This is a genomic window from Klebsiella sp. Ech2A, assembly GCF_030078455.1.
GTDB classification, from domain to species: Bacteria; Pseudomonadota; Gammaproteobacteria; order Enterobacterales; family Enterobacteriaceae; genus Klebsiella; species Klebsiella terrigena.
Window position 1 is genome coordinate 1 of sequence record NZ_JAQGFU010000054.1, and the last position, 25352, is coordinate 25352.

Sequence of the window (25352 nt, forward strand, 5' to 3'; positions counted from 1 at the left end):
AGCCTCCTACGTCACCGGCAGCTTCCTTGAGCTGGCCGGAGGAAAATAGCCTCCGGCCGGTGCGAAACCCCGGGCGGCGTCCTGCCCGGGTTCACGGAGCTATGACGCCAGCCACAGCCGCAGGCGCATCCCCCAGACGCTGGTCCAGCCGGTGGTCACGGATTTCACCTCGCCGCGGGAAATCACTACCAGGGTGGGCGTCACCTGCATGTCCCACTGAGCTGAAAGCCGCCCGTCGGGATCGTTAACCGTCGGCAGAGCTATTTTTTTGCGCGCCAGCCACTTCTCCAGCGCCGGGTCATCGCCGGAGCGCAGCGCCACCGTCATCACGTTGCCGCCGTCGGCAGCCAGCGCGGCGACGGACGGCGTAGTGTAGCGACAGATGCCGCACCACGTGGCCCAGACGTAGAGCAGCAGCGGGCGCTCCTCGCTCATGGCGCGCAGATCGACCGTCCGGCCGTCAACGGTCCGCAGCGGCGTGCTGGTAAAACTCTGCGGCAGCGCGGGTCGGCGCAGATAATCCATCCCGCCGATAGTCGCCGCCGCGAGCAGCAGCAGAATCATCAGTTCGCGCAGCCAGCGGCGCAGTTTACTGCTCATGGGATTGTGCCAGCTGCTCTTTCACCAGCCCCTCCAGGTCGGCATACGAAATGGCCCCCGCCACCATCTGGTCGCCGACGATGGTCGCCGGAGTCCCCTGAACGTTCAGCACCTGGGACAAAATCAGGTTCATTTTCAACGAATCCATCGTCTTATCATCCATCTGTACGCCATCGGTAGCGGTCTTCTGCCGGGCGGCGAGAATGCTGGCATCATCGTGATACCCCTTTTTCGCCATCAGCCGCTGGTGCAGCGCCCAGAATTTGTCCGGCTGCTGACGCCAGGTTGAGAGCGCGGCTTTGGCGGCGTTGACCGAGCTTTGTCCCTTAAACGGCAGCAGCTTGACGATCAGCAGGACGTCGGGGTTATCGTGGACGATTTTTTCCAGCAGCGGATCGAACTGCTTGCAGTAGGGGCAGTTGTAGTCGGTAAACGACACGATGGTCAGGCGCGGCTCTTTGGCCCCAATGCGCGGGCTATTGGGATCGTTAAACAGCAGGTTTGCCAGCTGAGCGTCGGAGGATGATTCAGCCTGCGACGCCGGAGCGGCGGAGGCGAAAGCTGAAATGCACAGCAGCAGGAGGGCGGTAATCGTTCTCATCATTATTGTCCTTTGGCGGCGGAGAGCGCGGAGAGCAGCGCTTCACGATTTAACAGCGCGGGGAGTATCTCGCCCTCGACTAAATCCGGTCCGTAAATTTGGTTGAAGGGGATCGCGGCGCTGCCGCGAGCGTTCAGAAAGCGGCTGATGGTTTCCGACGGCCGGCTCCAGTCGCCGCGCAGCGCCACCACGTCGGGCGCGGAGAGCGCGTCCTGCACATCATCCCGCAGCAGCACGTTGTATTTATTCGCTTTGCAGGTCACGCACCAGTCGGCGGTCACGTCGATAAAGACCCGCTTATGGTCAGCCAGGGCGGCGGTAATGGCCTGCTCGCTGAGCGGCTGCCACTTCACCCGATCACGCCGGGACCCTTGACCGTCCTGCGGGAAAGCGAAGGCGACCGCCGCCGCGACGGCCACGGCCAGCGCGCCGGCACGCAGCGCCGTACGCCAGCGGTAGCGCCAGGCCGTCGCCATCAGCAGTACGACCGCTAAAATCACCGTCAGCGCGAGCACCGGCGTGCGGCCTGTGTGCACCGTCAGCAGGCTCATCAGCCACAGCGACGAGCCGAGCATCATCAGCCCGAGCGCAACCCGCACGGCGTTCATCCAGCGGCCGGGCCGCGGCAGGCGCAGAGCCAGCCCGGGCCAGGCGGCAACCAGCAGCCACGGCAGGCTCATGCCTAATCCCATGGTGAAGAAGATGCCCCACAGTAGAGGCAGCGGCGCCACCAGCGCTACCGAAACCGCGGTGCCGAGAAAAGGCGCGGTGCACGGGGTTGCCAGCAGCGTGGCCAGCGCGCCCTGGGAGAAATGCCCCATCAGGCCGTTGCCGCCGCGGGTGGCGAGGAAGGTGCTGGCGCGGGAGGAGAGGCGGATCTCCAGCAGCCCCAGCAGGCTGGCGCTGAACAGGACCATCACCAGCGCCATGACGCCGATAAACCACGGATTCTGGAACTGGATCCCCCAGCCTAAGGCCTGATTACCGAGGCGCAGCAGCGTCATCATCAGCGCCAGGGCGAGGAAAGAGGTGACGATGCCGCTAACCGACGCGAGGAACTGCCGCCGCACCGCGCCGCGCTGGTGAACGTCGGTTTGCACCAGCGAGCCGAGCTTCATCGCCAGCACCGGCAGAACGCAGGGCATGACGTTGAGGATCAGCCCGCCGGCCAGCGCCATCAGCAGCGCCCATCCCCACGACGTAGCGGGAGTCGGAGAGGCTGCGCCGATGATGAGCGCGCTCTCCTGCGCCTGGCCGCCGTCGGCAGCACCAGAGAGAGGCGCTTATTGCGCAGGTCCGGCGCCGCCTCGCCCCAGCCGTCGGTCACCGGCAGCGTGGCGGTGAGGGTGTCGCCCTTGATGGTAAAGGTGGGTTTAGCGAAATCGACGTCATCCATGCTATCGATAAACAGGGAGGGCTGCTGCCAGCCGGCTTCACGAACGGCGGTCACCGTGAGCCTGCCGCTGCTGTAGCCAGCGGAGAGGTGCGTCGTCAGCCCGTCGGGCAGCGGCAGCGTGCCCATCGCGCGGGCGTAATCGTAGCCAAAGTCGCTCCCCGCAGGGGCGGCCATATCCAGCGAAAAGGGATAGTCGGTCAGAATGCAGACGTTGCTGCAGGTGGAGAGCGTCAGCACGCCGCTCAGCGTCGCGGGGATCTGGCCGCGGATCGCCATCGGGAAGCTGACGTTGCCGTCATAGCCCTGGGTCGAAATACCGGCGACGTCAAAACGCTGCGGCACCGGCCAGCGCCAGCTCACTTCCAGCGGCTGATGCCAGGCGATAGCGGGCGCGATCCCGCCTTCACCCGGCGAGCGCCAGTAGGTTTTCCAGCCCTTTTCCAGAGCCACGTCCAGCAGCAGGCGGGTGGCGCCGCTGCCCTCGTTTTGCGCGCGCAGCCTGACGCTGGCGTGCTGATTATCGGCGGCGCGCAGCCAGCCGCTGTCGGCGGCCTGGCTTGCGGGCAGCCATAGCCAAAGCAGGCAGACCAGCAGTCGCCTGAATACCATAAGCATAAATTTTCTCCGTAAATGATTGATTAACCTGAACTGTCAGGGAAATTCTCATTCACGGAAGACGCATAGTCGCAGATGCACCCGTAGCCGGGGCGGGGAGATAACGCGGGGAGGCCACAGCCGCTCGATGCGCGGCGGCACCGCCGCCAGCACCGTCAGCAGGAGGGCGAAAACGAACAGAGCCCCTTCAAACAGCACCGGTGGTGAGGCCAGCAGCGACTTTGCGCTCAGCTCGCAGGGGGTGACCGGCGCTTCGGCGCTGTCCGAACCCTGCTGGGCGGACTGCGTGACGGCGGCGGCGTTCATGACAAGCGCGTGCAGCCCCACCATACGCTGCGCGGTGCATACCAGCACCACCAGACAGGCAAGGACTACAAGAAGAATGGCTTTTCGCTTTCGCTTAATCATGATCGCCTCAAATATTCACGTGGCCTATCTTAGCGGGCGAACGCGTTTTGGCAATGCGAAAGCTGTAAAGAAGTGTCCGGGCGGGGGATTCTTCCTCTCCCCGACGAGGGGAGAGGAGAGGGCTGCAGGGCGAGAAATCAGAGGTTTTCGCCGTTGCTGGCAATCACTTCTTTATACCAGTCGAAGCTCTTTTTACGCGAACGGGACATATCGCCGGTGCCGTCATCGTGCTTATTGACGTAGATAAAGCCGTAGCGCTTGCTGTACTGGCCGGTGGTGAAGGAGACGCAATCGATGCAGCCCCACGGGGTGTAGCCCATCAGCTCGACGCCATCGTAAGTGACCGCTTTGATCATCTCTTCAACGTGAGCGCGCAGGTAGTCGATGCGGTAGTCGTCATTGATGCTGCCGTCTTCTTCTACTTTGTCATAGGCGCCAAAGCCGTTTTCTACGATGAACAGCGGTTTCTGATAGCGTTCGTACAGCTCGCACAGCGCGTAGCGCAGGCCCACCGGGTCAATCTGCCAGCCCCAGTCGGAGGCCTTAACGTGCGGGTTCGGTACGCTGCCTTCAAAGCCGGAAATGGCATCGCCGCTGCCGCCTTCAGCCTTGACGGCGTTGGTCATGTAGTAGCTAAAGCCGAGGTAGTCGCAGGTGCCTTCGCGCAGGATCTGCTCGTCACCCTCTTCCATCCTGATGCTAAAGCCGCGTCGCTCCCACTCGTTCAGCACGTAGGTCGGGTAGTAGCCGCGCAGCTGCACGTCGGTGAAGACGTAGCGTTCACGCATCGACTCCTGAGCGAACATGACGTCTTCAGGTTTGCAGGAGAACGGGTAGAGGGCGACCATCGCCAGCATGCAGCCAACCTGCATCTCGGGGTTGATGCTGCGCGCCGCCTTCACCGCCAGCGCGCTGGCCACGAACTGGTGGTGCAGCACCTGGTACATGGTCTCTTCCGGGTTTTCATGCTCGGTATAGACCACGCCGGAGCAGCAGTAGCCGAACAGCGGCGCACGCCAGTTACGCTGGTTGTTGATCTCGTTAAAGGTCATCCAGTACTTCACTTTGTGCTTATAGCGCTCGAAGACCACTTCGGCAAAGCGCACGAAGAAATCGACAACTTTACGGTTAGTCCAGCCGCCGTACTGCTGCACGAGGTGCAGAGGCATTTCAAAGTGGGAGAGGGTGATAACCGGTTCGATGTTGTACTTCAGCAGCTCATCAAACATGTCGTCGTAGAACTGCAGCCCCTCTTCGTTCGGCTGAGCTTCGTCGCCGAGCGGGAAGATGCGGGTCCAGGCGATGGAGGTACGGAAGCATTTGAAGCCCATCTCGGCGAACAGCCTGATGTCCTCTTTGTAGCGGCCGTGGAAATCGATGGCTTCGTGGTTCGGGTAATATTTACCCGGCTCAACCTGGTGGGTTATCTCGCGCGGTACGCCGTGGGCGCCGCCGGTCAGCACGTCGCAAATGCTCGGGCCTTTGCCGCCTTTATTCCAGCCGCCTTCCACCTGGTGCGCCGCTACCGCGCCGCCCCATAAAAAATCTTTCGCTAAGGATATTTTTTTCATGGTTGCTAATCTCGTCTGATGTTTCGTTGTTTTCGAGTCTAGCAAAGGGCATATAAATGTCACGATATAACAATTTGCCGCTATTGGAATATGTTACATCGAAAAAACAGGGTGTTATTTTTAGGCTATTTTACGGGCTAATTTACGCCCGAGGCTTTCAAGAATATAAATCACCGGAATTTGCGTCGTAATATCGTAGACGCCGCCGATGCGCGTTTGTGGGATGTGCCAGGAGAGGTTGAAATCCGCCAGCTTCGCCAGCCGCGAGTGTTCGTGGCTGGTTATCGACATCACCTTGCAGCGATGGAGGCTGAACTGGCCGGCAAAGCGCAGGATCTCTTCGGTTTCACCGGAAACGGAGAGGACGATCGCCAGCGCGTTGCGGGCCATATCGTTCGTCACCGGGAAATAGGGATCGTCGATATGATTACTGAATTTCCCGACGTTCGAGAAGAAGCGTGCGCCATATTTCGCCAGCGCGCCGGAGGTTCCGGCACCGACGAAAATAATACGCTCCGAAGCGAGGATAATATCCACCGCGCGCTCGAGTAAGTCATCAAATTCATCATTATTGACGCTTTTAAAAAAGCTCATTATTTCGCTGGCGCCGATATTTGCCTGTTGAGGCTGGTTCTGCTCGAGATATAATTTAAAGCGTACGCGAAACTCTGAGTATCCCTCACACTGCAGCTTGCGGCAGAAGCGCAGCACGGTGGTGGTAGAAACGCCGGCGGCTTCCGACAGCTCGCGGATGGTCATATACATCACTTTGTCACGATTCTTAATGACGTAGTGGTAGACCATCATCTCAAGATTATTGAGACTGGCAATAGCGGCGTGGGAGAACATACTCACGGTAATAACTCACAATTCAGAATGACCAGGACGGAATGATATCATGCAGCCGAATGACATAACCTTTTTTCAGCGCTTTCAGGACGACATCCTCAGCGGCCGCAAAACGATCACCATCCGCAACGCCGCGGAGTCGCATTTTAAGGTCGGCGACGTGCTGCGCGTCGGGCGCTATGAAGATGACGGCTATTTTTGCACGATTAGCGTGGTCGCGACCTCGACGGTAACCCTCGCCACGCTGAGCGAACGGCACGCGCAGCAGGAAAATATGACCCTTGCGCAGCTGCGGCAGGTCATCACGGAGATCTACCCGGACGAAGAGCAGTTTTATGTCATTGAATTCAAACTGCTTTGAAAAATAGTGAACGACTGTTAGGTGAAATTTAACTGTAACATTATGATTTTAAACTGCTTACAAATATTCATCTTTTTATTTTAGCTAACAGGTGTTCACTGGAATCATTCTCAGTTACCCTAGGTGGGCGTTGAAAGATTTCACGTTTTTGGAGTCAAATATGGTTCGCAAACCATTAATCACCCAGGGATATTCTCTGGCAGAGGAAATTGCCAACAGCATCAGTCACGGGATCGGGCTGGTGTTCGGTATCGTCGGCCTGGTGCTGCTGCTGGTGCAGGCGGTGAACGCTAACGCCGGCGCCATGGCGATTACCAGCTACAGCCTCTACGGCGGCAGCATGATCCTGCTGTTCCTCGCCTCTACGCTCTATCACGCCGTTCCGCATCAGCGGGCCAAGCTATGGCTGAAAAAATTCGACCACTGCGCCATCTATCTGCTGATTGCGGGTACCTATACCCCTTTTCTGCTGGTGGGGCTCAACTCGCCGCTCGCGCGCGGCCTGATGATCGTTATCTGGAGCCTGGCGTTGCTGGGGATCTTGTTTAAGCTGACCATCGCGCACCGCTTTAAAGTTCTGTCGCTGGTGACCTATCTGACGATGGGCTGGCTGTCGCTCATCGTGGTCTATCAGCTGGCGATTAAGCTGGCGGCTGGCGGGGTAACGCTGCTGGCGATCGGGGGGATTGTCTATTCGCTGGGGGTTATCTTCTACGTCTGCAAGCGGATACCGTACAACCACGCTATCTGGCACGGCTTCGTGCTCGGCGGCAGCGTTTGTCACTTCCTGGCGATCTATCTGTACGTTGGGCAGGTTTAAATAACCGGCGCGCGGCGATGGCCTGGCGCGCGGGTTAGCTGGCGCGGATAGCAGCGTCAGCGCCGCCTAAGGGCAGAGCGCTGGCGCCATTATCCGCTCGCGGAGAGCTACTCTTCTTCCAGCGAGTACGGCAGCGGGGCGATGCTTAACGTGCCGGCATCATCGCGAACGCGGAACACGCTGTCCGCCTCCATGTCGTTATTCATCACCACCTGTACCAGCAGATGACCATCATCTAGCTGTACGGCGGCCAGCACGGTGCCGGTACGGCGCCAGTTCTCGCCCATCTGCAGCTCAAGATCTTCCCCGGCCTGCGGAACGCGGCTGGCTTTCCCGGTCAGAGACCACAGCGCCCGCTTGTTGGCTCCGCGGAATTTTGCCCGTGCGACCATCTCCTGCCCGGTATAGCAGCCTTTTTTAAAGCTGATCCCGCCCAGCGCCTGCAGGTTGGTGGCCTGCGGCAGAAACTGCGCGCTGTTGGCGCTATCAATGACCGGTAAGCCGGCTTCAATATTCAGCGCCAGCCACTGCTGGCTGTTATTCAGCTGGGCATCGCTGCGCAGGGCTTCGGCCACCCGGGCGGCGGTGTCAGCGTCGGTCACCAGCAGGAAGCGCTCTGCCGGATGTTCAAACCACAGCAGGCTGGTCGCGCCGTCGGTCACCACCTGCTTGTCGGCATTCGGCAGCTCGCTGAACAGCGGGGCCAGCGCGGCGCGGGCCTGGAAGCCGGCGACGCCCAGCAGGACGAGTTCATCGTTCGCGGCGATGGTCACCTTAGAGAACACCGCGTATTTTTTCAGTTCGGTCAGCTGCGCGTCGCGCAGGCTGCGGCGCTCAATCCACGCGAAGCCGCCGTCGCGGCGAAACACGCGCAGGTTGCTCCACATTTTACCCTTGGCGTCACAGTGCGCGGCCAGCAGGTGGCGATCGTCAGTCAGCGCGCTGACGTCAGCGGTGATCTGCCCCTGCAGATATTTCTCCGCATCCTGACCGGTGATTGTCGCCAGCGCCCAGTCATCCAGGGTCATCAGCGTTAACGGCAGCCGCGCGGAAGAAGAGGGCTGACGTGGAGGAAAAGGTGTAAAAGCCATAGTCATGTCCTGAATAGCTTAACGCAGAGTGAATGACTAATGGTAAAAGAGCTATGGTGCAATGCAAGCGCTTTCGGCAGGCCATTTGTGCCCTAAGGGCGCAGACGGGCGAATGCAGGAAATAGATAAAGCCATAATAAATTTATGGTTTTTGTGGAATGCTGCTCGCGCTTCTCGATAATGCTGTAAAGTAAGTGCCAAAAACGGGTTAAACTAACCTATACCCTAAATAATTCTAGTTGCAGGAAGGCGGCAAGTGAGCGAGTCCCCAGGAGCTTACTCGGGTAAGTGACCGGGGGGAACGAACGCGGCTAACGCACATGCAACTTGAAGTATGACGGGTATATCCCTTTACGCTGGAAGGATAACATGGACATTAATAATAAAGCCCGCATCCACTGGGCATGCCGCCGGGGTATGCGTGAACTCGACATCTCCATCATGCCGTTTTTCGAGTATGAGTACGATACGCTCAGCGATGAAGACAAGCAGCTGTTCATCCGGTTGTTAGAAAACGACGACCCGGATCTGTTCAACTGGTTGATGAACCACGGCGAACCCTCCGATGCCCAGCTGCAGCGGATGGTAAAATTAATCCAGACTCGGAATCGGGAACGTGGTCCTGTGGCAATCTGATTTACGCATTTCCTGGCGTTCGCAGTGGTTCTCGCTGTTGCTCCACGGCGTCGTGGCGGCCATCGTCCTGCTAATGCCCTGGCCGCTCAGCTACACCCCGCTATGGCTGCTGCTGCTCTCTCTGGTGGTGTTTGACTGCGTACGCAGCCAGCGGCGGATCCACGCCTGCCAGGGAGAAATAAAGCTGATGACCGATTCCCGACTGCGCTGGCAAAAAGCGGAGTGGGAAATCGTCGGCATGCCGTGGGTCATTAACAGCGGGATGCTGCTGCGTCTGCGCCATGCGCAAACGCGCCGCAGCCAGCACCTGTGGGTGGCGGCTGATAGCATGGATGCGAAGGAGTGGCGCGATTTGCGCCGGCTGGTGCTGAATAAGCCGGCGCAGGACTAAGAGCCTGGAGCGTCAGGCTCTTGCCTAAACTCAGGCGAACTGTTCGGCCATCTCCCCAAGGATTTGCTCGCACCAGCTCTGGATACGATCGTCGCTTAGGTCATACTGGTTTGTTTCATCGAGCGCGAGGCCAACGAACAGTTGGCCATCGGCGACGATCGGCTTCCGGCTGGTGAACTCATAGCCTTCGGTCGGCCAGTAGCCGATAAACTTCACGCCCCGGGTTGCCAGCCTGTCGTGCAGCATGCCCAGCGCGTCGAGAAACCACTCGCCGTAGCCCAGCTGATCGCCCATGCCGTACAGCGCCACTATCTTATCCTGCAGATCCAGCGTCTCGAGCTGCGGCCAGATAGCCTCCCAGTCTTCCTGAATCTCGCCGAAATCCCAGGTCGGGATGCCGAGGATCAGCACGTCGTAGCCGGTCATCAGCTCGGGGGAGTCGTCTTTCAGGTTGTGCAAGGTCACTAATTCAGGGCCGATAATATCGCGGATTTTCTCCGCGGCCATTTCGGTGTAGCAGGTACTGGAACCGTAAAAAAGGCCTATGTTCATGGCGTAAACATCTCAATTCATGCTGTGACTTTGCGGCTAGTCTACCAGAAAGGTGATGATACCCGTCATACTTCAGGCAGTCCGTTGCCGCCGTTTTTGTCCAGTCGTGCGGCTTATTTGGGTATACTGGGGACGATTTAACGAGCAAAGAGGCCGATGTGGAACAGGATCTGGCACAAATCGAGCAGTTTCTTGATGCCCTGTGGCTGGAGCGCAACCTGGCGGAAAATACGCTGAGCGCCTACCGCCGGGATCTGACGATGGTCGTGGAGTGGCTGCACCATCGCGGGCTGGCGCTTGGCAGCGTCAGCGGAGAGGATCTCCAGTCCCTGCTGGCCGAAAGGCAAACCGGCGGCTACAAGGCCACCAGCACCGCGCGGCTGCTGAGCGCGGTGCGCCGCTTTTTCCAGCATCTGTATCGGGAAAAAATTCGCACCGACGATCCCAGCGCGCTGCTGGCGTCGCCAAAGCTGCCGCAGCGCCTGCCGAAAGATCTCAGCGAGGCGCAGGTGGACCGCCTGCTGCAGGCGCCGCTGGTGGAGCAGCCTCTGGAGCTGCGCGACAAGGCGATGCTGGAGGTGCTGTATGCCACCGGCCTGCGCGTCTCGGAGCTGGTGGGCCTGACGATGAGCGATATCAGTCTGCGTCAGGGCGTGCTGCGCGTGGTGGGTAAAGGCAACAAAGAGCGGCTGGTGCCGCTTGGCGAAGAGGCGGTGCTGTGGGTTGAGAACTACCTTGAGTACGGCCGCCCCTGGCTGCTGAACGGCGTCGCCTCCGACGTGCTCTTTCCCAGCCAGCGCGCGCAGCAAATGACCCGGCAGACGTTCTGGCATCGCATTAAGCACTACGCGGTGCTGGCGGGGATCGATAGCGCGAAGCTCTCCCCGCACGTTTTACGCCACGCGTTTGCGACGCATCTACTAAATCATGGCGCCGATCTGCGCGTGGTGCAGATGCTGTTAGGACATAGCGATCTCTCGACGACGCAGATCTACACCCACGTGGCGACCGAGCGTCTGCGACAACTTCATCAACAGCACCACCCGCGGGCGTGAGTGCTGAATAAAAAGGATTGAGTATGAAAAAAGGTTTACTGATGTTCACCCTGCTGGCGGCAACGCTCTCCGGCGCGGCGCACGCCGACAGCGCGACGATTAAGCAGTCGCTGGCCAAGCTGGGCGTGCAGAGCACCGACATTCAGCCTTCGCCGGTTAGCGGTATGAGCACCGTACTGACCGACGGCGGCGTGCTGTACGTGACCGACGACGGCAAGCACGTTATTCAGGGGCCGATGTACGACGTCAGCGGCGCCCAGCCGGTTAACGTCACTAACTCGCTGCTGGTGGGTAAGCTCAACGCGCTGGAAAAAGAGATGATTGTCTACAAGGCGCCGCAGGAAAAGCACGTCATCACCGTCTTTACCGACATCACCTGCGGCTACTGCCACAAGCTGCATGAAGAGATGAGCGACTACAACGCGCTGGGCATCACCGTGCGTTACCTGGCCTTCCCGCGCCAGGGGCTGCAGAGCCAGACCGAGCAGGACATGCAGGCCATCTGGTGCGCCAAAGATCGCAACAAAGCCCTGGATGACGCGATGGGCGGCAAAGGCGTACAGCCGGCCAGCTGCAACGTTGATATCAGCAAACACTACACGCTCGGCGTGCAGTTCGGCGTCAACGGCACGCCGGCAATGGTATTGAGCAACGGCTACGTGCTGCCGGGCTATCAGGGACCGAAAGAGCTGAAAGCCTTCCTCGATGAGCATCAAAAACAAACCAGCGGTAAATAATTCGCGTGAAACAACAGACACAACTGCGCCGCCGTGAGGCGGTCGATGGCGCGGAGCTTCCCGCCGACCTTTCGCCGCTGCTGCAGCGGCTCTACGCGAGCCGCGGCGTACGCAGCGCGCAGGAACTGGAGCGCGGCGTTAAGGGCATGCTGCCGTGGGCGCAGCTCAACGGCATCGACAAAGCCGTGGAGATGCTCTACGACGCCTTCCAGCAGGATTTGCATATTGTAATCGTCGGCGATTTTGACGCCGATGGCGCCACCAGCACCGCCCTGAGCGTGCTGGCGCTGCGCGCGCTGGGCTACGGCAACGTCTCCTATCTGGTACCGAACCGCTTTGAAGATGGCTACGGCCTGAGCCCGGAAGTGGTCGATCAGGCCCACGCCCGCGGCGCGCAGATGATTATGACCGTCGACAACGGCATCTCTTCGCATAGCGGCGTCGATCGCGCGCACGATCTGGGGATCCCGGTGGTCGTCACCGATCACCACCTGCCGGGGGATACGCTGCCGGCGGCGGAGGCTATCGTCAACCCGAACCTGCGCGACTGCGGCTTCCCGTCAAAATCGCTGGCCGGAGTCGGGGTGGCGTTTTACCTGATGCTGGCGCTGCGCACCTTCCTGCGCGATAAAAACTGGTTTGAAACGCGCGGGATTGCCGCGCCTAACCTCGCTGAGCTGCTGGACCTGGTGGCGCTGGGAACGGTGGCCGACGTGGTGCCGCTGGATGCCAATAACCGCATCCTCACCTGGCAGGGCCTGAGCCGCATTCGGGCGGGCAAGTGCCGCCCGGGAATTAAGGCGCTGCTGGAGATTGCCAACCGCGACCCGCAGAAGCTGGCGGCCAGCGATCTCGGCTTTGCCCTTGGTCCGCGGCTGAACGCGGCGGGAAGGCTGGACGATATGTCGGTCGGCGTGGCGCTGCTGCTGTGCGATAACGCCGGCGAGGCGCGGGTGCTGGCCAACGAGCTGGATGCCCTGAACCAGACGCGCAAAGAGATCGAGCAGGGGATGCAGGCGGAAGCGCTCACCCTGTGCCAGCAGCTTGAACGCAGCAGCGAAGCGCTGCCGGGCGGGCTGGCGATGTATCACCCGCAGTGGCATCAGGGCGTGGTCGGCATTCTGGCCTCGCGAATCAAAGAGCGTTTTCACCGTCCGGTTATCGCCTTCGCGCCGACGGGAGACGGGCTGTTAAAAGGTTCCGGCCGCTCTATTCAGGGGCTGCACATGCGCGATGCGCTGGAGCGTCTCGACACGCTCAACCCGGGGCTGATCCTCAAGTTTGGCGGCCACGCGATGGCGGCGGGGCTGTCGCTGGAAGAGGCCCGCTTCGAGGAGTTCCAGCAGCGCTTCGGCGAGCTGGTGACCGAGTGGCTGGATCCCGCACTGCTGCAGGGGGAAGTGGTTTCCGATGGTCCGCTGGATGCCGGGGAGATGAGCATGGAGGTGGCGCAGATGCTGCGCGACGCCGGGCCGTGGGGGCAGATGTTCCCTGAGCCGCTGTTCGACGGCCGCTTCCGCCTGCTGCAGCAGCGTCTGGTGGGCGAGCGGCACCTCAAGGTGATGGTCGAGCCGGTTGGCGGCGGCCCGCTGCTGGACGGGATTGCCTTTAACGTCGATACCTCTATGTGGCCGGACAACGGCGTGCGCGAAGTGACCCTCGCCTATAAGCTCGATATCAACGAGTTTCGCGGCAACCGCAGTCTGCAGCTTATCATTGACCATCTTTGGCCGGTGTGACGAAAAAACCGGCAACAAAGAGGCCGCCTGAGGGCTGAAGTGGCTATAAAAGAGAGCGGGGATCCGGTACAATTCCGCTCTTATCACCGCATTTTGACCAATCCATTAAAAGAAAATCGATCATGTTTGAAATAAATCCGGTAAAAAACCGTATTCAGGACCTCACGGAGCGCTCCGACGTTCTCAGGGGGTATCTTTGACTATGATGCCAAGAAAGAGCGTCTGGAAGAAGTAAACGCCGAGCTGGAACAGCCGGACGTGTGGAACGAGCCCGAGCGCGCACAGGCGTTGGGCAAAGAGCGTTCTTCACTGGAAGCCATCGTTGACACCCTCGATCAGATGTCCCAGGGTCTGGAAGACGTTTCCGGTCTGCTGGAGCTGGCCGTTGAAGCCGAAGACGAAGAGACCTTCAACGAAGCCGTCGCCGAGCTGGATGTGCTCGACGAGAAGCTGGCTCAGCTTGAATTCCGCCGCATGTTCTCCGGCGAGTACGACAGCGCCGATTGCTACCTCGATATTCAGGCCGGCTCCGGCGGCACCGAAGCGCAGGACTGGGCCAGCATGCTGACGCGCATGTATCTGCGCTGGGCCGAAGCGCGCGGCTTTAAGACCGAAATTATCGAAGAGTCTGAAGGTGAAGTGGCGGGCATCAAGTCCGTGACCATCAAGATTATCGGCGATTACGCCTACGGCTGGCTGCGTACCGAAACCGGCGTTCATCGCCTGGTGCGTAAGAGCCCGTTCGACTCCGGCGGCCGTCGCCACACCTCCTTCAGCTCCGCGTTCGTTTACCCGGAAGTCGATGACGATATCGACATCGAGATCAACCCGGCGGACCTGCGTATTGACGTTTACCGTGCCTCCGGCGCGGGCGGTCAGCACGTTAACCGTACCGAATCCGCGGTGCGTATTACCCACATTCCAAGCGGGTTAGTGACGCAGTGCCAGAACGACCGTTCGCAGCACAAAAACAAAGACCAGGCCATGAAGCAGATGAAAGCCAAGCTTTATGAACTGGAGATGCAGAAGAAAAATGCCGAGAAACAGGCGATGGAAGATACCAAATCAGACATCGGCTGGGGCAGCCAGATCCGTTCTTACGTGCTGGATGATTCCCGCATTAAAGATCTGCGCACCGGGGTGGAAACCCGCAACACTCAGGCGGTGCTTGATGGCAGCCTGGATCAATTTATCGAAGCAAGTCTGAAAGCAGGGTTATGAGGAACCAACATGTCTGAACAACAAGCACAGGGCGCTGACGCGGCAATTGACCTTAATAATGAACTGAAAAGCCGTCGTGAAAAGCTGGCTGCGCTGCGCGAGCAGGGTATCCCGTTCCCGAACGATTTCCGTCGTGACCATACCTCTGACCAACTGCACGCTGACTTCGATGCCAAAGAAAACGAAGAGCTGGAAGCGCTGAACGTTGAAGTCTCCGTGGCTGGCCGCATGATGACCCGTCGTATCATGGGTAAAGCCTCATTCGTCACCCTACAGGACGTCGGCGGCCGCATTCAGCTGTACGTTGCGCGTGACGATCTGCCGGAAGGCGTCTACAACGAGCAGTTCAAGAAGTGGGACCTCGGCGATATCATCGCGGCGCGCGGCAAGCTGTTCAAAACCAAAACCGGCGAGCTCTCTATTCACTGCACCGAGCTGCGTCTGCTGACCAAAGCCCTGCGCCCGCTGCCGGACAAGTTCCACGGCCTGCAGGATCAGGAAGCGCGCTATCGCCAGCGCTACCTGGATCTGATCTCCAACGACGAATCCCGCAACACCTTTAAAGTGCGCTCGCAGATCCTGGCCGGCATTCGCCAGTTCATGGTCGGTCGCGGCTTTATGGAAGTTGAAACCCCGATGATGCAGGTGATCCCAGGCGGCGCCTCCGCCCGTCCGTTCATCACCCATCACAACGCGCTGGATCTGGACATGTACCTGCGTATCGCGCCGGAACTGTACCTCAAGCGTCTGGTTGTCGGTGGCTTCGAGCGCGTGTTCGAGATCAACCGTAACTTCCGTAACGAAGGCATCTCCGTACGCCACAACCCAGAGTTCACCATGATGGAACTCTATATGGCGTATGCGGACTATAAGGACCTGATCGAGCTGACCGAATCCCTGTTCCGCACCCTGGCGCAGGATATTCTCGGCAACACCGCGGTGCCTTATGGCGATCAGACCTTTGATTTCGGCAAGCCGTTTGAAAAGCTGACCATGCGTGAGGCTATCAAGAAATACCGTCCGGAAACCGAGATGGCAGATCTCGATAACTTCGACTCTGCGAAAGCGATTGCTGCCGCCGTCGGCGTCAAGGTTGAGAAGAGCTGGGGTCTGGGCCGCGTTGTGACCGAGATCTTTGAAGAAGTGGCGGAAGCGCACCTGATTCAGCCGACCTTCATCACCGAGTACCCGGCTGAGGTTTCTCCGCTGGCGCGTCGTAACGACGACAACCCGGAAATCACCGATCGCTTTGAGTTCTTCATCGGCGGACGTGAAATCGGTAACGGCTTCAGCGAACTGAACGATGCTGAAGATCAGGCGCAGCGCTTCCTCGACCAGGTGAACGCTAAGGCCGCCGGTGACGATGAAGCGATGTTCTACGACGAAGACTACGTGACCGCGCTGGAGCACGGCCTGCCGCCGACCGCCGGCCTGGGCATTGGTATCGACCGTATGGTGATGCTGTTTACCAACAGCCACACCATCCGCGACGTGATCCTGTTCCCGGCGATGCGCCCGGTTAAATAAGACCGACCGCGACCACCGCGAACGATAAAGCCCCGGCCTGCGTGCCGGGGTTTTTTTATGGCTGCCGCCGCGACCCTCTGCGATGTCCGCATGAGGAGGCGCTGGCGTACGGCAGGGCGGCCGTCATCAGCGCAGTGACGCGGCGTAGTTTTGCAGCGCCGCGCCCGCATCCGTGGCCTCCAGCACCATCCACGGGCTGAAGGCCCACGGCGTAATTGCCAGCGCGTTGAGCAGGTCCTCTAGCTGGCACCATTGATAGTCCATGACCTCATCGCTATTCGGCCGCAGCGGGCCGGTGACGCGCGCGGCGTATACCGGGCAGACTTCGTTCTCGACGATGCCGTTGGGGGCCACGGCCCGGTAGCGGAACCGCGGGGCGATCGGCGCGATAGCGGTGATTTCAGCGCCGAGCTCAAAGCGGCTGCGCCGCGTGACGGCCTGCTCGAAGGTTTCACCCTCCTGAGGGTGTCCGCAGACCGAATTAGTCCATACTCCCGGCCAGGCTTTCTTCTCCAGCGAACGCCGGGTGACCAGCAGCTGGCCCCGTTCGTCAAACAGCCAGCAGGAAAACGCGAGGTGCAGTGGGGTATCGAAGGTGTGGGCGGCATACTTTTCCAGCATGCCGGCAGGTTTATCCTGCTCGTCCAGCAAAATGACGTGTTCCCCGGTCATAACGACTCCTGAAAATAATAAATGACCCGGTACAAACCCGCCGGGCCATGTACTCAGGCCGTTAGGGTAGACCATTTGTGGACGAAAGGCATTACCAAAACAAGCCCAGGAGCCTGGCGGGCAGCGGCAGGGCGCGATATTGGCGGCTCTCCACGGGGCGTTTAATCCTTAAGGATAAGAGGCGTATCGATTGGGGATCCGGCTATGGGCTGGTATGATATTCGTCCATTCTGACGAGGTGAGAGTTTGTGTTGAGTGCAGGACGCCTGATGAGAAAACGCTTTTATATCACGATGATGTTGGTTAGCAGCCTGGTGATTGCCGGATGCTCCAGCTCATCTGATTCTGGTTCCGCCTATACCGTTAAGCGCGGTGATACGCTGTACCGTATTTCCCGCACCACCGGCACCAGCGTTAAAGATTTGGCCCGGCTGAATAATCTTTCGCCGCCCTATACCATCGAAGTGGGACAGCGGCTGAAGCTGAACAGCGCCTCGGGGACGAGCGGCGGCAAGAGCGTGAAGAAAAGCAGCGCGACCCGCACCGCCGCGGCTAAGCCGCCGGCCGCCCTGCCGCCGGTCACGTGGCCGCCGGTGGGGCAGCGCTGCTGGCGCTGGCCGACCAGCGGTAAGGTCATCCTGCCTTATTCCTCAAACGATGGCGGCAATAAGGGGATTGATATCGCCGGTACGCGCGGCCAGCCGGTGTATGCGGCCGGAGCGGGGAAGGTGGTGTACGTCGGCAACCAGCTGCGCGGCTACGGCAATCTGATCATGATTAAGCACAGCGATGACTACATCAGCGCCTACGCGCATAACGATAAAATGATGGTCAACAACGGCCAGAGCGTGAAGATAGGCCAGCAGATCGCCACGATGGGCAGCACCGATGCCGACTCCGTGCGCCTGCACTTCCAGATACGCTACCGGGCAACGGCCATCGATCCGCAGCGCTATTTGCCGCCGCAGGGCGGTAAGCCTAAGTGCTAACGGGTTATTTTATCAGCAGTTAGCATGGTTCAGTCTTGTCAGACGGTGCGTAAGGTCTATAATGGCCCTCGCACCTCTTCGCGGGCGTAGTTCAATGGTAGAACGAGAGCTTCCCAAGCTCTATACGAGGGTTCGATTCCCTTCGCCCGCTCCAGATCTCTCTCCTTGTGGCAAGCCTCGATAAAACTCATTTTCTTTCAACGGGTTAACTTAGGTAAGTTGTCGCGATCGTTCTACCATTGAACGGCGAAGTACCAACGGGGATCGGGTACATGGTCATCCTGATAAACTTCACTGTCTGACATAACCCCTGATGAAGTCGCCTAACGGCTCCGCTCGTTGTCTTACCACAAACGGGCAATAAGGCTTCTATTGTCTAAAAAAATCAGAGGTTTCCTGGGAAGAAAACCTTCCTGTGTCCGATTGCTTAGGAGTACGATAGGTAAGTAAACCAATATAAACTATAGGGTTACTGATGGATACAGTTGAACAGCTAAATGGAACGTACTTCTACAAAGGGATCGATAACATTTCAGCGGGTGAATTGTTCTTTTGGCTCTTTCTGGACAAGACAAACGAGCAGTTTGGAGGGGTTACAGACCTTCTGGCATTGAGTTGCATCATACTGGGGTTACCACTGTTAAAGACAAGGGGCAAACCTTATGGGGCGACTCAAGGAACCTCTATAGCCTCTAAATACTTACGCCAGTATCTTAACGTTGAATTACCGATCAGACTTCCCACATTGACAGAAGCCAGCATAGCAACGCTTAAACCAAAGTACGTAACTAATTTAGGAGCTTTCGTAGGTCGTGGCTTACCTGTAATCGGTTGGGTGATTCTTGCAAGTGATGTTAGTCAGATCGTTTATAAAACTGTTCGAGACTATAACACCATTGCTCATGAGAAAGATCGCATATGGTAACGGATCAGGAAGTATTAGAGTTTTTCCGTAATGAGCTGCCTGTGTTGGGTACTTTCTCAGGAAAACTAATACCGTTGGAACTGGACGACGTATTGCAAGATTATGCTGATGATGATGATTTAATTTACTGTATTGATAAATACGATGAAGTATTTCATGTTGATGTATCAGTAATGAATTACGAAAAATATTATCCGTGGTTTCATACGTGGTTCTTTAGAAAATGGTTCACTGATAAACCAGTAAAACAAATATCAAAACCTCTTACTGTAAGAATGTTTGCAGAATCGGCTAAAGCCGGGAAATGGTTGTACGACTAATTGCAAGGAGCTTAATAAATGGCTGTACCTGTTCACCTAATTTTAAAAGATGATGGTGGTTCGCAGATTATGGGATCTTGTGATGTTCACGGAAGGGATGGAAGTATAGAGCTACGCAGCTTGCAACATGGCGTAGTTATTCCTACAGATCCCCTTACTGGTAAAGTTACCGGTTCCCGTCAACACTGTTCTTTTAATTTCACCAAAGAGATCGATAGTTCATCACCTTACCTGTTTAAAGCCGTTGCAACAGGCCAAACGCTTAAAAGTGCCGAATTTCAGTTCTACAGAATAAACTACAATGGACAGGAGGAAATTTACTACACGATCGCTTTGGAAAATGTGAAAGTGGTTAGCCATAGCCCACTAATGCACGACACCCGCAACGTAACTGGTACAGGACACATGGAAGATGTTTCCCTGAGTTATGAGAAAATCACTCATCTCTATAAAGATGGTAATATTCTTCACTCTGACGCGTGGAACGAGAAGAAACAAGCCTAACCACGAGTGTATTTAATCGACAATGGCGAGTAAACGAGCGGATGTCCGCCGCGGCTCAAAATTTGGCGACGCTCAAAATGTCTGGCGAAGACGATGACCTACGATTGTACCCGCAGCCCGTCTACGCTTTCCGGCGGCAGGTTTATCACTGTTTTTAAGCTGGTTTCAATGCTGTGAATGATCTCTTCGCGTGGGCCGTTGCGCCAGTCAGCACTGGCGTAAAAAGAATCGAGAACCGAAGCCATGCTTTCAGGATTATCAAAGGCGCGCATCAGGTAGTAGCAATCCGGGTCATGTAGCGAGTTGCCAAATGACACGACATCGATCCCGTGTTGTTGGTGTAGGGGAACGCTGATGTCCTGCATGATGGCGTGAAAAGTGGCTCCGGTGCCTTTGCGTAGAATGTACTGCAGTATCTCGACGGTTTTCAAAGTGTTATCTCCGTGTCGTCTCTGAACTTCTCCTGGTTGATAGCAATAAAGTAAACCGGACTGGGCCACGAAGCTACTACTAATCAGACAGTTCAGTCATCCGTAAGCAGAAGCAGCAAGACCCCTCAGACGCACTGGAAAGCTCTCTGGCGAGCTTTCACTTTATCACGCAGTTAACACTTTGGAGGCTGTTTACCTCTATAAGGAGAAGCCTACCACCGCTGAAGTTTTTGAACGCAATGCCTGAAAGGGGGGATGGCAAACCCAGGACATCCACTTTCGGCGCGACAATTTTTCCAGTAGTTTTTGCCGTGTAGATTGGGGATTCTGGTGGTGCTAAGTTGAAACCTCAAAACAACAAGAACTTGGTTCTTGAGTTGTCTTCTTTTCTTAACTTATTGTTTTATATGTTTTATAAATCTCTTTAACACCATGGACAGAAAAGAAGATCGCGTATGGTGACAGATAGTGAAATATTAGCGTTTTTCCGAGGAGAGTTATCTCTTGCAGTAACCTTTACTTTTAAGCCAATCCCAATTGAGTTTGATACGCCGTTACAAGGCTACGCCGAATGAGATGAATTGCCTTATGCAATCGAGGATTTCGGGGAAAAATTTAACGTCGATGTATCGGCGATCAATTTTGATGCCTACTACCCGTGGGAAAGAGAATCTGTATACCGCAAATGGTTTAACAAAGAGCCGATCGGGCAAGTATCAAAGCCGCTAACTGTACGATTGTTCGCAGAGTCAGCTAAAGCCGGACGCTGGTTATACGATTGATTACAAAAAGTTTTAAGAATGGCTGTACCTGTGCACTTATTTTTGAAAGATGATGGCGGCGCGGTAATCCGTAGCGGTTCCGATGTTCAGTATCGTGAGGGGAGTGTCGAACTTCGTGGTCTTACACATAATCTCAGCATTCCTACCGATGGCGCTACAGGAAAATTGACGGGCACACGTAAACACGCGCCATTTCTGTTCGATAAAGAGATTGATTCTTCCAGCCCATACCTTTACAAAGCCGTTGCCACTGGTCAGACGCTGCAAAGTGCTGAATTCAAGTTCTATCATATTTATGACGCTGGTCAGGAAGTGGAATACTTCAATATTCTGCTGGAAGGTGTAAAGGTTGTTTCTGTAACGCCAATTGTTCACGACACTCGGACTGTAACAGGTACGGGGCATTTGGAGAGCGTGCAACTGCGTTATGAAAAAATCACCTGGCGTATTGTGGATGGTAATATCCAGTATACAGACGCCTGGAACGAACGCCCAACGACATAAAGAAAGGGGGCGTTGCGCTCCCCCTCGTATAACCCTGTAAATAATTCTGTGTAACTGCCACTGTATTAAAGACGATCGCTCAGGCGGTCACCGAACTCGATAATAAAACGGCTCATTGCCAACCGCCAGTTCTGGATCGGCATACTCCATTTTTTGACGCATCCCGGCGCCATCATTGATAACGCCGCGCAGGGAGGGCGTTTGTCTGCGGCAGCTAAGGCCGCACCTTGAGAATGGTTTCTTTTGTCAGCAACGGGTAAAAAGTGATCCACTTACCGTCACCACCAACGGGGCTTTATGGTTTCTATTGCCTAAAAATCAGAAGTTTCGCGGAAGAAAACTGTCCTGTGTCCGATCGCATAGGAGTACGATTAATGATCAATACCTATGTAAACTGAAGGGTTACTGTGGCTCTACAAGGAAAGTTGATACTGAACGGGGCAGATTATGCACCTTTCAACCTGTATGGCGTGGGGGTGTTCATGGCCCACTCTGGCAAAGGCATATATCGCAATAAGGGCGGCTGTGGAGCCGTGCCCGATAATGGCCCGATTCCACCTGGCAAATACTGGATAGTTGAACGTGGATCAGGTGGTTTAGGATCGTGGGCGAAGGCTAAAGCGCAAGACTTATTCAATAAGATGTACTACGGAACCGAGTTTGGGCGTGATGAATGGTTTGCTTTGTATAAGGGTGATTGGGGCATTGATGATGGTACCTGGATAAACAATGTTCACCGTGGATTGTTTCGGCTTCACCCTGGCACTGTCTCTGAAGGTTGCATAACGATTGCCCATAACTCAGATTTTGCCACCATCCGAAACGCGCTATTAAACACATCCCCTATTCAGGTTCCCTGTATGCGTTCTCTTATGGCTCGTGGTTGGGTTGAGGTGGTAGCCAATGGCTCGAACACTTGCCCGTAGAGTTATCAAAGTAGCATTTTACATCCTTTTATCTTTGGTTGTTGGTCGCACACTCGGAAGTCCTGAAACATGGATGAGCCATGAACTAGCCAGCCAGATTGGGCATATAGTTTACGGGCCTGGAGAGGTTGGAGCCGACAACTTTTATGATCTCTATTTTTATATATCTGTAATCGTTGTTTTTTCTATAACAACTGTTCTTTACCTTTTAACAATGATGTTACTTAGAAAAATAAGGAGCAAATAAAATGCCAATCCCCCCGTATATGTGGCTTAAAGACGATGGCGGTGCAGACATAAAGGGAGCTGTTGACGTTCAGGATCGTGACGGCAGCATTGAGGTCATAGGACTGAGCCACGGAGTCAACTTACCTGTAGACAATGCCAACGGTAAGATCACCGGGACTCGTCAACATTCATCAATGATGATTGAAAAGGAAGTTGATAGCTCTACTCCGTATCTTTATAAGGCCGCTGCAACTGGTCAGACGCTGAAAAGCGCGGAGATTCGTTTCTACCACATCAACGACGCAGGTCAGGAAGTACCGTATTACTCTGTGCTGATGGAAAACGTGAAAATCACAGGTGTTAACTGCGGTGTTCCTAACTGCAAACTTGCAGCTAATGACAAAATGAACCACGTTGAAAGCGTCAGCTTGCAGTACGAGAAAATCACATGGAAGATTCTCGACGGGAATATTCAGTTCACGGATGCCTGGAACGAGCGACCAACCGCATAACCCCAGAGGGGGCGTAATTAAATTTTGCTGAGACTGTTACGCGGCTGATCGGTTTGCCTTTGGCCCGGTTGCTGTCAACTTCGAAGAGATATTCATGCCCAGGATTATCAGCGCGGTGCTGTGCAACCAGTTCGAGCGTTCTCGCTGCCAGCATAATAGAATGGGTTTTCCCGATCTTTTGCTCCTTCAGGTTCAGAATGTTGCCTTCCAGATGATTAAAATATGCATATCGTAATTTGAGTGCGTCACCAATCGCGCGGTGGTCTGGTTCAGGAATACCCACAAATCACCATAAATAGGGCTGCTATTACCTCAGCGCTTTATAGCTTTCAAAACCGTGTCGGCACAAACAAACGCGACACCGAGAAAGCCCTTGAAATGCTACGCCAGCACAGACCCTGTAAATAATTCTGTGTAACTGCCGCCGCATTAAAGGCGATCGCTCAGGCGGTCACCGAACTCGATAACAAAACGGCTCATTGCCAACCGCCAGTTCTGGATCGGCATACTCCATTTTTTGACGCATCCCGGTGCCATCATTGATAACGCCGCTCAGTGAGGGTCTGTGTCTGCAGCAGCTAAGGCTGCACCTTGAGACGGGTTTCTTTTGCGGTTTTGTTATATTGCGCAAGATCGGTCAGGCAAATCACATCGCCTTTGCGCATATTAAGAAGCACGGAGGAAGCCATGTGTGATAACAAAACCGATAGTTACGCCAGACGTTTTAATCAGGTTTTTGATTATATTGACCGCCATCTCGACGACGCGCTGTTGCTGGAAAAACTCAGCGAAGTGGCTCACTTCTCGCCATTTCATTTCCATCGTCAGTTTTGCAGCTATTGTGGGATGCCGCCTGGTCGTTACATCCAGATGATGCGCTTAAAACGCGCCTCTTATCGGCTGGCTTTTAATCCGTTAGAGAGAATCACCGATATCGCGTTCGACGCCGGTTTTCAGCATGCCGAATCATTCAGCCGCGCTTTCAGGCAAATGTTTGGTCTGTCACCGACGCAGTTTCGCCAGCGTCCCCTCTGGGTCGACTGGCATCAGCGTATATCAGAAGCTTATCAAACGAGGAGAAAAACGATGCAAGGCCAGGTCAGGATCATTAACTTTTCCGCCACGCCGGTTGCCATGTTGAGCCACCGCGGCCAGCCGGAGCTCATAAACGAAACTGCGGCCCGCTTTATTGAATGGCGAAAAAGCACGGGTCTTTCGCCCGTTGCCAGCAGCCAAACGTATGGTGTTGCTCCGGACGATCCGGCCACAACGCCAGCGGATGAATTTGCGTTCCATATTTGCGGAACGGTAACCTCACCGATTGCCGAAGACAATCGCTTCGGGGTGGTTAATAGCGACATCCCCGCAGGCCGATGCGCGGTGCTGCGCCATCAGGGATCGCACGATGCGTTAACCGGGCTGGCGCAGGCTCTGTACCGCGACTGGCTGCCCGGTAGCGGAGAAGAGCTGCGCGACTTCCCGCTCTTCTTTCACTACCACAACTTTGTGCACGAGGTGGCGGAACATGAATTGCTCACGGATATCTATTTGCCGCTGAAATAAGCCGATCCTGGCTACCGCCGCTGCAGAAGTGAGAGGCGCCGGGAAGTTTCCCGGTGCGTTTTTTCTCCGGGGGAGTGGCGTCGTCCAGAGTTAATCTGGGACTTCAACTTCCCCAGGCAGCCCTCCCATCTTTCTTTTGACCGGGAGAGCTTCTTATCGCTTTACCTTCCTCTTATCCCCGATTAAAGCGCGTTTTCGCCGCTTCCGTTACCGGAGTATAAAGCGAGATCAACGTGCCTTCAGGATCGCGAAACTGCGCCGTCCTGTTTCCCCAGGGTAAATCTTTCGGGGGATGAACCACTTCGACGTGCTCTATTAAGCGATTAAATTCGGCATCGACATCTTCTACCCTGAACTCCAAAATTATCGAGCGATTAAGTGCGGGCTGGGCGCTGCCCTCTTTAAACAGCGCTACCGTCTCAACGCTACCTATGGCTATAACGGCGACCGGCGTGACGATTTCGGCAAAAACCGGGGCTAACCAGTCGGCCTTGCTGCGGGTCACTAATTCATAAAACTGCACAACGTCTTTGATGTTTTGCGCAATCAGGCGGACAGAGACAAATTTCATAGCGATGCTCCATTATGGCGGCGAATAGCGCGGCCTCTGAAAAATATCTTCACTCAGGTATGCTGACAGCGTGGTGGCAACAGGACGAAAAAATGCGGCGTGCAGACAGGTTGTTCCAGATTCTCCAGATACTCAGGCGCTCGACGCTTCCGGTCACCGCGGCGAAACTGGCCGAAGAGCTTGAAGTCTCAAAGCGAACCATTTATCGGGATATGGCGGATCTCGCCGGGCAAAGGGTGCCGGTAGAGGGGGAGG

General features: G+C 56.1%; 31 protein-coding genes, 1 tRNA gene and 2 pseudogenes. 21 read left to right on the forward strand and 13 right to left on the reverse strand.

Annotated features, from left to right (window positions below):
- Positions 1-99: 99 nt before the first annotated feature.
- The 6 genes and pseudogenes from PFH44_RS12290 to PFH44_RS12315 all read right to left on the reverse strand — a co-directional run bounded on the left by PFH44_RS12290 (position 100) and on the right by PFH44_RS12315 (position 6040).
- Positions 100-600, reverse strand: a complete 501-nt coding sequence (locus tag PFH44_RS12290) for a protein disulfide oxidoreductase (protein ID WP_283825145.1) — start codon at positions 598-600, stop codon at positions 100-102.
- Positions 590-1201 carry a DsbA family protein gene (locus tag PFH44_RS12295; RefSeq protein WP_283825159.1) on the reverse strand — a complete coding sequence of 204 codons (612 nt, stop codon included), beginning with the start codon at positions 1199-1201 and terminating at the stop codon, positions 590-592. Before PFH44_RS12295 ends, PFH44_RS12290 begins: the two co-directional genes overlap by 11 nt.
- Before the next feature lie 2 nt (positions 1202-1203).
- Positions 1204-3212: pseudogene (locus tag PFH44_RS12300) on the reverse strand (cytochrome c biogenesis protein CcdA).
- Positions 3213-3260: 48 nt separating this feature from the next.
- On the reverse strand, positions 3261-3620 hold the full coding sequence (locus PFH44_RS12305; RefSeq protein WP_283825146.1) for a copper resistance protein: 360 nt from the start codon (positions 3618-3620) through the stop codon (positions 3261-3263).
- Positions 3621-3757: 137 nt separating this feature from the next.
- Positions 3758-5191: a 6-phospho-beta-glucosidase gene (locus PFH44_RS12310; RefSeq protein WP_045857149.1), complete on the reverse strand. Its 1434-nt coding sequence runs from the start codon at positions 5189-5191 to the stop codon at positions 3758-3760.
- Positions 5192-5311: 120 nt separating this feature from the next.
- Positions 5312-6040 carry a MurR/RpiR family transcriptional regulator gene (locus tag PFH44_RS12315; RefSeq protein ID WP_045857150.1) on the reverse strand — a complete coding sequence of 243 codons (729 nt, stop codon included), beginning with the start codon at positions 6038-6040 and terminating at the stop codon, positions 5312-5314.
- A 49-nt stretch (positions 6041-6089) separates the two neighbouring features.
- Here PFH44_RS12315 and yqfB point away from each other — a divergent pair, with 49 nt between their 5' ends.
- Both yqfB and trhA read left to right on the forward strand, forming a co-directional pair.
- A complete protein-coding gene (yqfB, locus tag PFH44_RS12320) occupies positions 6090-6401 on the forward strand; it encodes a N(4)-acetylcytidine aminohydrolase (RefSeq protein ID WP_076948127.1) in 312 nt (103 codons plus the stop codon).
- A gap of 160 nt (positions 6402-6561) precedes the next feature.
- The gene (gene trhA, locus PFH44_RS12325) at positions 6562-7221 is read left to right on the forward strand and encodes a PAQR family membrane homeostasis protein TrhA (protein ID WP_123709003.1); all 660 of its coding nucleotides are present in this window, start codon (positions 6562-6564) and stop codon (positions 7219-7221) included.
- 107 nt (positions 7222-7328) lie between these two features.
- On the opposite strand, the gene ygfZ is transcribed toward trhA, so the two are convergent.
- Positions 7329-8312: a tRNA-modifying protein YgfZ gene (ygfZ, locus tag PFH44_RS12330; RefSeq protein ID WP_283825147.1), complete on the reverse strand. Its 984-nt coding sequence runs from the start codon at positions 8310-8312 to the stop codon at positions 7329-7331.
- A gap of 369 nt (positions 8313-8681) precedes the next feature.
- Between ygfZ and sdhE the strand changes: the two genes are divergently transcribed.
- Together sdhE and PFH44_RS12340 are read left to right on the forward strand one after the other, a co-directional pair.
- Positions 8682-8948: an FAD assembly factor SdhE gene (sdhE, locus tag PFH44_RS12335; RefSeq protein WP_283825148.1), complete on the forward strand. Its 267-nt coding sequence runs from the start codon at positions 8682-8684 to the stop codon at positions 8946-8948.
- Complete coding sequence (locus tag PFH44_RS12340; RefSeq protein ID WP_045857155.1) at positions 8929-9339, forward strand: protein YgfX; 411 nt, start codon at positions 8929-8931, stop codon at positions 9337-9339. Before sdhE ends, PFH44_RS12340 begins: the two co-directional genes overlap by 20 nt.
- A gap of 30 nt (positions 9340-9369) precedes the next feature.
- Here the strand turns inward: PFH44_RS12340 and fldB are convergent, their stop codons facing one another.
- Positions 9370-9891, reverse strand: a complete 522-nt coding sequence (gene fldB, locus PFH44_RS12345) for a flavodoxin FldB (RefSeq protein WP_045857157.1) — start codon at positions 9889-9891, stop codon at positions 9370-9372.
- Between the two features lie 158 nt (positions 9892-10049).
- Between fldB and xerD the strand changes: the two genes are divergently transcribed.
- The 5 genes from xerD (at position 10050) to lysS (ending at position 16170) form a co-directional block, all read left to right on the forward strand.
- The gene (gene xerD, locus PFH44_RS12350; protein ID WP_133600549.1) at positions 10050-10946 is read left to right on the forward strand and encodes a site-specific tyrosine recombinase XerD; all 897 of its coding nucleotides are present in this window, start codon (positions 10050-10052) and stop codon (positions 10944-10946) included.
- Between the two features lie 23 nt (positions 10947-10969).
- Positions 10970-11683 (forward strand): bifunctional protein-disulfide isomerase/oxidoreductase DsbC, encoded by a 714-nt coding sequence (gene dsbC / locus PFH44_RS12355; protein ID WP_045857161.1) that lies wholly within the window; start codon positions 10970-10972, stop codon positions 11681-11683.
- A gap of 5 nt (positions 11684-11688) precedes the next feature.
- The gene (gene recJ / locus PFH44_RS12360) at positions 11689-13422 is read left to right on the forward strand and encodes a single-stranded-DNA-specific exonuclease RecJ (protein WP_076948123.1); all 1734 of its coding nucleotides are present in this window, start codon (positions 11689-11691) and stop codon (positions 13420-13422) included.
- 122 nt (positions 13423-13544) lie between these two features.
- Positions 13545-14643, forward strand: a protein-coding gene (gene prfB, locus PFH44_RS12365) for a peptide chain release factor 2 (protein WP_115191916.1) whose coding sequence is annotated in 2 segments (ribosomal slippage) — positions 13545-13619 and positions 13621-14643 — 1098 coding nt in all. Because the reading frame shifts where the segments join, the coding sequence is not laid out codon by codon here.
- Between the two features lie 9 nt (positions 14644-14652).
- Positions 14653-16170 carry a lysine--tRNA ligase gene (lysS, locus tag PFH44_RS12370; protein ID WP_095099195.1) on the forward strand — a complete coding sequence of 506 codons (1518 nt, stop codon included), beginning with the start codon at positions 14653-14655 and terminating at the stop codon, positions 16168-16170.
- Between the two features lie 126 nt (positions 16171-16296).
- On the opposite strand, the gene idi is transcribed toward lysS, so the two are convergent.
- A complete protein-coding gene (idi, locus tag PFH44_RS12375; RefSeq protein ID WP_283825149.1) occupies positions 16297-16842 on the reverse strand; it encodes an isopentenyl-diphosphate Delta-isomerase in 546 nt (181 codons plus the stop codon).
- Positions 16843-17111: 269 nt separating this feature from the next.
- Here idi and actS point away from each other — a divergent pair, with 269 nt between their 5' ends.
- The 5 genes from actS to PFH44_RS12400 all read left to right on the forward strand — a co-directional run bounded on the left by actS (position 17112) and on the right by PFH44_RS12400 (position 19580).
- Positions 17112-17831: an amidase activator ActS gene (gene actS / locus PFH44_RS12380; protein ID WP_283825150.1), complete on the forward strand. Its 720-nt coding sequence runs from the start codon at positions 17112-17114 to the stop codon at positions 17829-17831.
- 80 nt (positions 17832-17911) lie between these two features.
- A tRNA-Gly gene (locus tag PFH44_RS12385) sits at positions 17912-17985 on the forward strand.
- Positions 17986-18306: 321 nt separating this feature from the next.
- Complete coding sequence (locus PFH44_RS12390; RefSeq protein WP_076945851.1) at positions 18307-18756, forward strand: STM2901 family protein; 450 nt, start codon at positions 18307-18309, stop codon at positions 18754-18756.
- Complete coding sequence (locus PFH44_RS12395; protein ID WP_045857174.1) at positions 18750-19076, forward strand: DUF1493 family protein; 327 nt, start codon at positions 18750-18752, stop codon at positions 19074-19076. The genes PFH44_RS12390 and PFH44_RS12395 overlap by 7 nt, the downstream gene beginning before the upstream one ends.
- A gap of 18 nt (positions 19077-19094) precedes the next feature.
- Positions 19095-19580 carry an Hcp family type VI secretion system effector gene (locus PFH44_RS12400; RefSeq protein WP_045857176.1) on the forward strand — a complete coding sequence of 162 codons (486 nt, stop codon included), beginning with the start codon at positions 19095-19097 and terminating at the stop codon, positions 19578-19580.
- A 98-nt stretch (positions 19581-19678) separates the two neighbouring features.
- On the opposite strand, the gene PFH44_RS12405 is transcribed toward PFH44_RS12400, so the two are convergent.
- Positions 19679-20011 (reverse strand): NIPSNAP family protein, encoded by a 333-nt coding sequence (locus PFH44_RS12405; protein ID WP_283825151.1) that lies wholly within the window; start codon positions 20009-20011, stop codon positions 19679-19681.
- Positions 20012-20466: 455 nt separating this feature from the next.
- On the opposite strand from PFH44_RS12405, the pseudogene PFH44_RS12410 reads away from it, so the two are divergent.
- Positions 20467-20793: pseudogene (locus PFH44_RS12410) on the forward strand (DUF1493 family protein).
- 18 nt (positions 20794-20811) lie between these two features.
- Entirely contained in the window at positions 20812-21297 is a 486-nt protein-coding gene (locus PFH44_RS12415; protein ID WP_283825152.1) for an Hcp family type VI secretion system effector, read from the forward strand.
- 65 nt (positions 21298-21362) lie between these two features.
- Here PFH44_RS12415 and PFH44_RS12420 read toward each other — a convergent pair whose 3' ends face one another.
- Entirely contained in the window at positions 21363-21569 is a 207-nt protein-coding gene (locus tag PFH44_RS12420; RefSeq protein ID WP_283825161.1) for a hypothetical protein, read from the reverse strand.
- Between the two features lie 135 nt (positions 21570-21704).
- Between PFH44_RS12420 and PFH44_RS12425 the strand changes: the two genes are divergently transcribed.
- From PFH44_RS12425 to PFH44_RS12435, 3 genes are read left to right on the forward strand one after another with little or no spacing between them, the layout of a single operon-like run.
- Positions 21705-22223: a DUF2778 domain-containing protein gene (locus PFH44_RS12425; protein ID WP_283825153.1), complete on the forward strand. Its 519-nt coding sequence runs from the start codon at positions 21705-21707 to the stop codon at positions 22221-22223.
- Positions 22201-22470 (forward strand): hypothetical protein, encoded by a 270-nt coding sequence (locus PFH44_RS12430; RefSeq protein ID WP_283825154.1) that lies wholly within the window; start codon positions 22201-22203, stop codon positions 22468-22470. The genes PFH44_RS12425 and PFH44_RS12430 overlap by 23 nt, the downstream gene beginning before the upstream one ends.
- A 1-nt stretch (position 22471) precedes the next feature.
- Positions 22472-22963, forward strand: a complete 492-nt coding sequence (locus PFH44_RS12435; RefSeq protein WP_283825155.1) for an Hcp family type VI secretion system effector — start codon at positions 22472-22474, stop codon at positions 22961-22963.
- Here the strand turns inward: PFH44_RS12435 and PFH44_RS12440 are convergent.
- Positions 22929-23246, reverse strand: a complete 318-nt coding sequence (locus PFH44_RS12440) for a hypothetical protein (protein WP_283825156.1) — start codon at positions 23244-23246, stop codon at positions 22929-22931. The genes PFH44_RS12435 and PFH44_RS12440 overlap by 35 nt on opposite strands.
- Before the next feature lie 404 nt (positions 23247-23650).
- Here PFH44_RS12440 and PFH44_RS12445 point away from each other — a divergent pair, with 404 nt between their 5' ends.
- Positions 23651-24526, forward strand: coding sequence for an AraC family transcriptional regulator (locus PFH44_RS12445; protein WP_283825157.1), 876 nt, complete (start codon positions 23651-23653; stop codon positions 24524-24526).
- 172 nt (positions 24527-24698) lie between these two features.
- Here PFH44_RS12445 and PFH44_RS12450 read toward each other — a convergent pair whose 3' ends face one another.
- The gene (locus PFH44_RS12450) at positions 24699-25097 is read right to left on the reverse strand and encodes a VOC family protein (protein WP_283825158.1); all 399 of its coding nucleotides are present in this window, start codon (positions 25095-25097) and stop codon (positions 24699-24701) included.
- Positions 25098-25189: 92 nt separating this feature from the next.
- Between PFH44_RS12450 and PFH44_RS12455 the strand changes: the two genes are divergently transcribed.
- The coding region (locus PFH44_RS12455) for a helix-turn-helix transcriptional regulator (protein ID WP_283825160.1) at positions 25190-25352 on the forward strand (163 nt) is incomplete at its 3' end.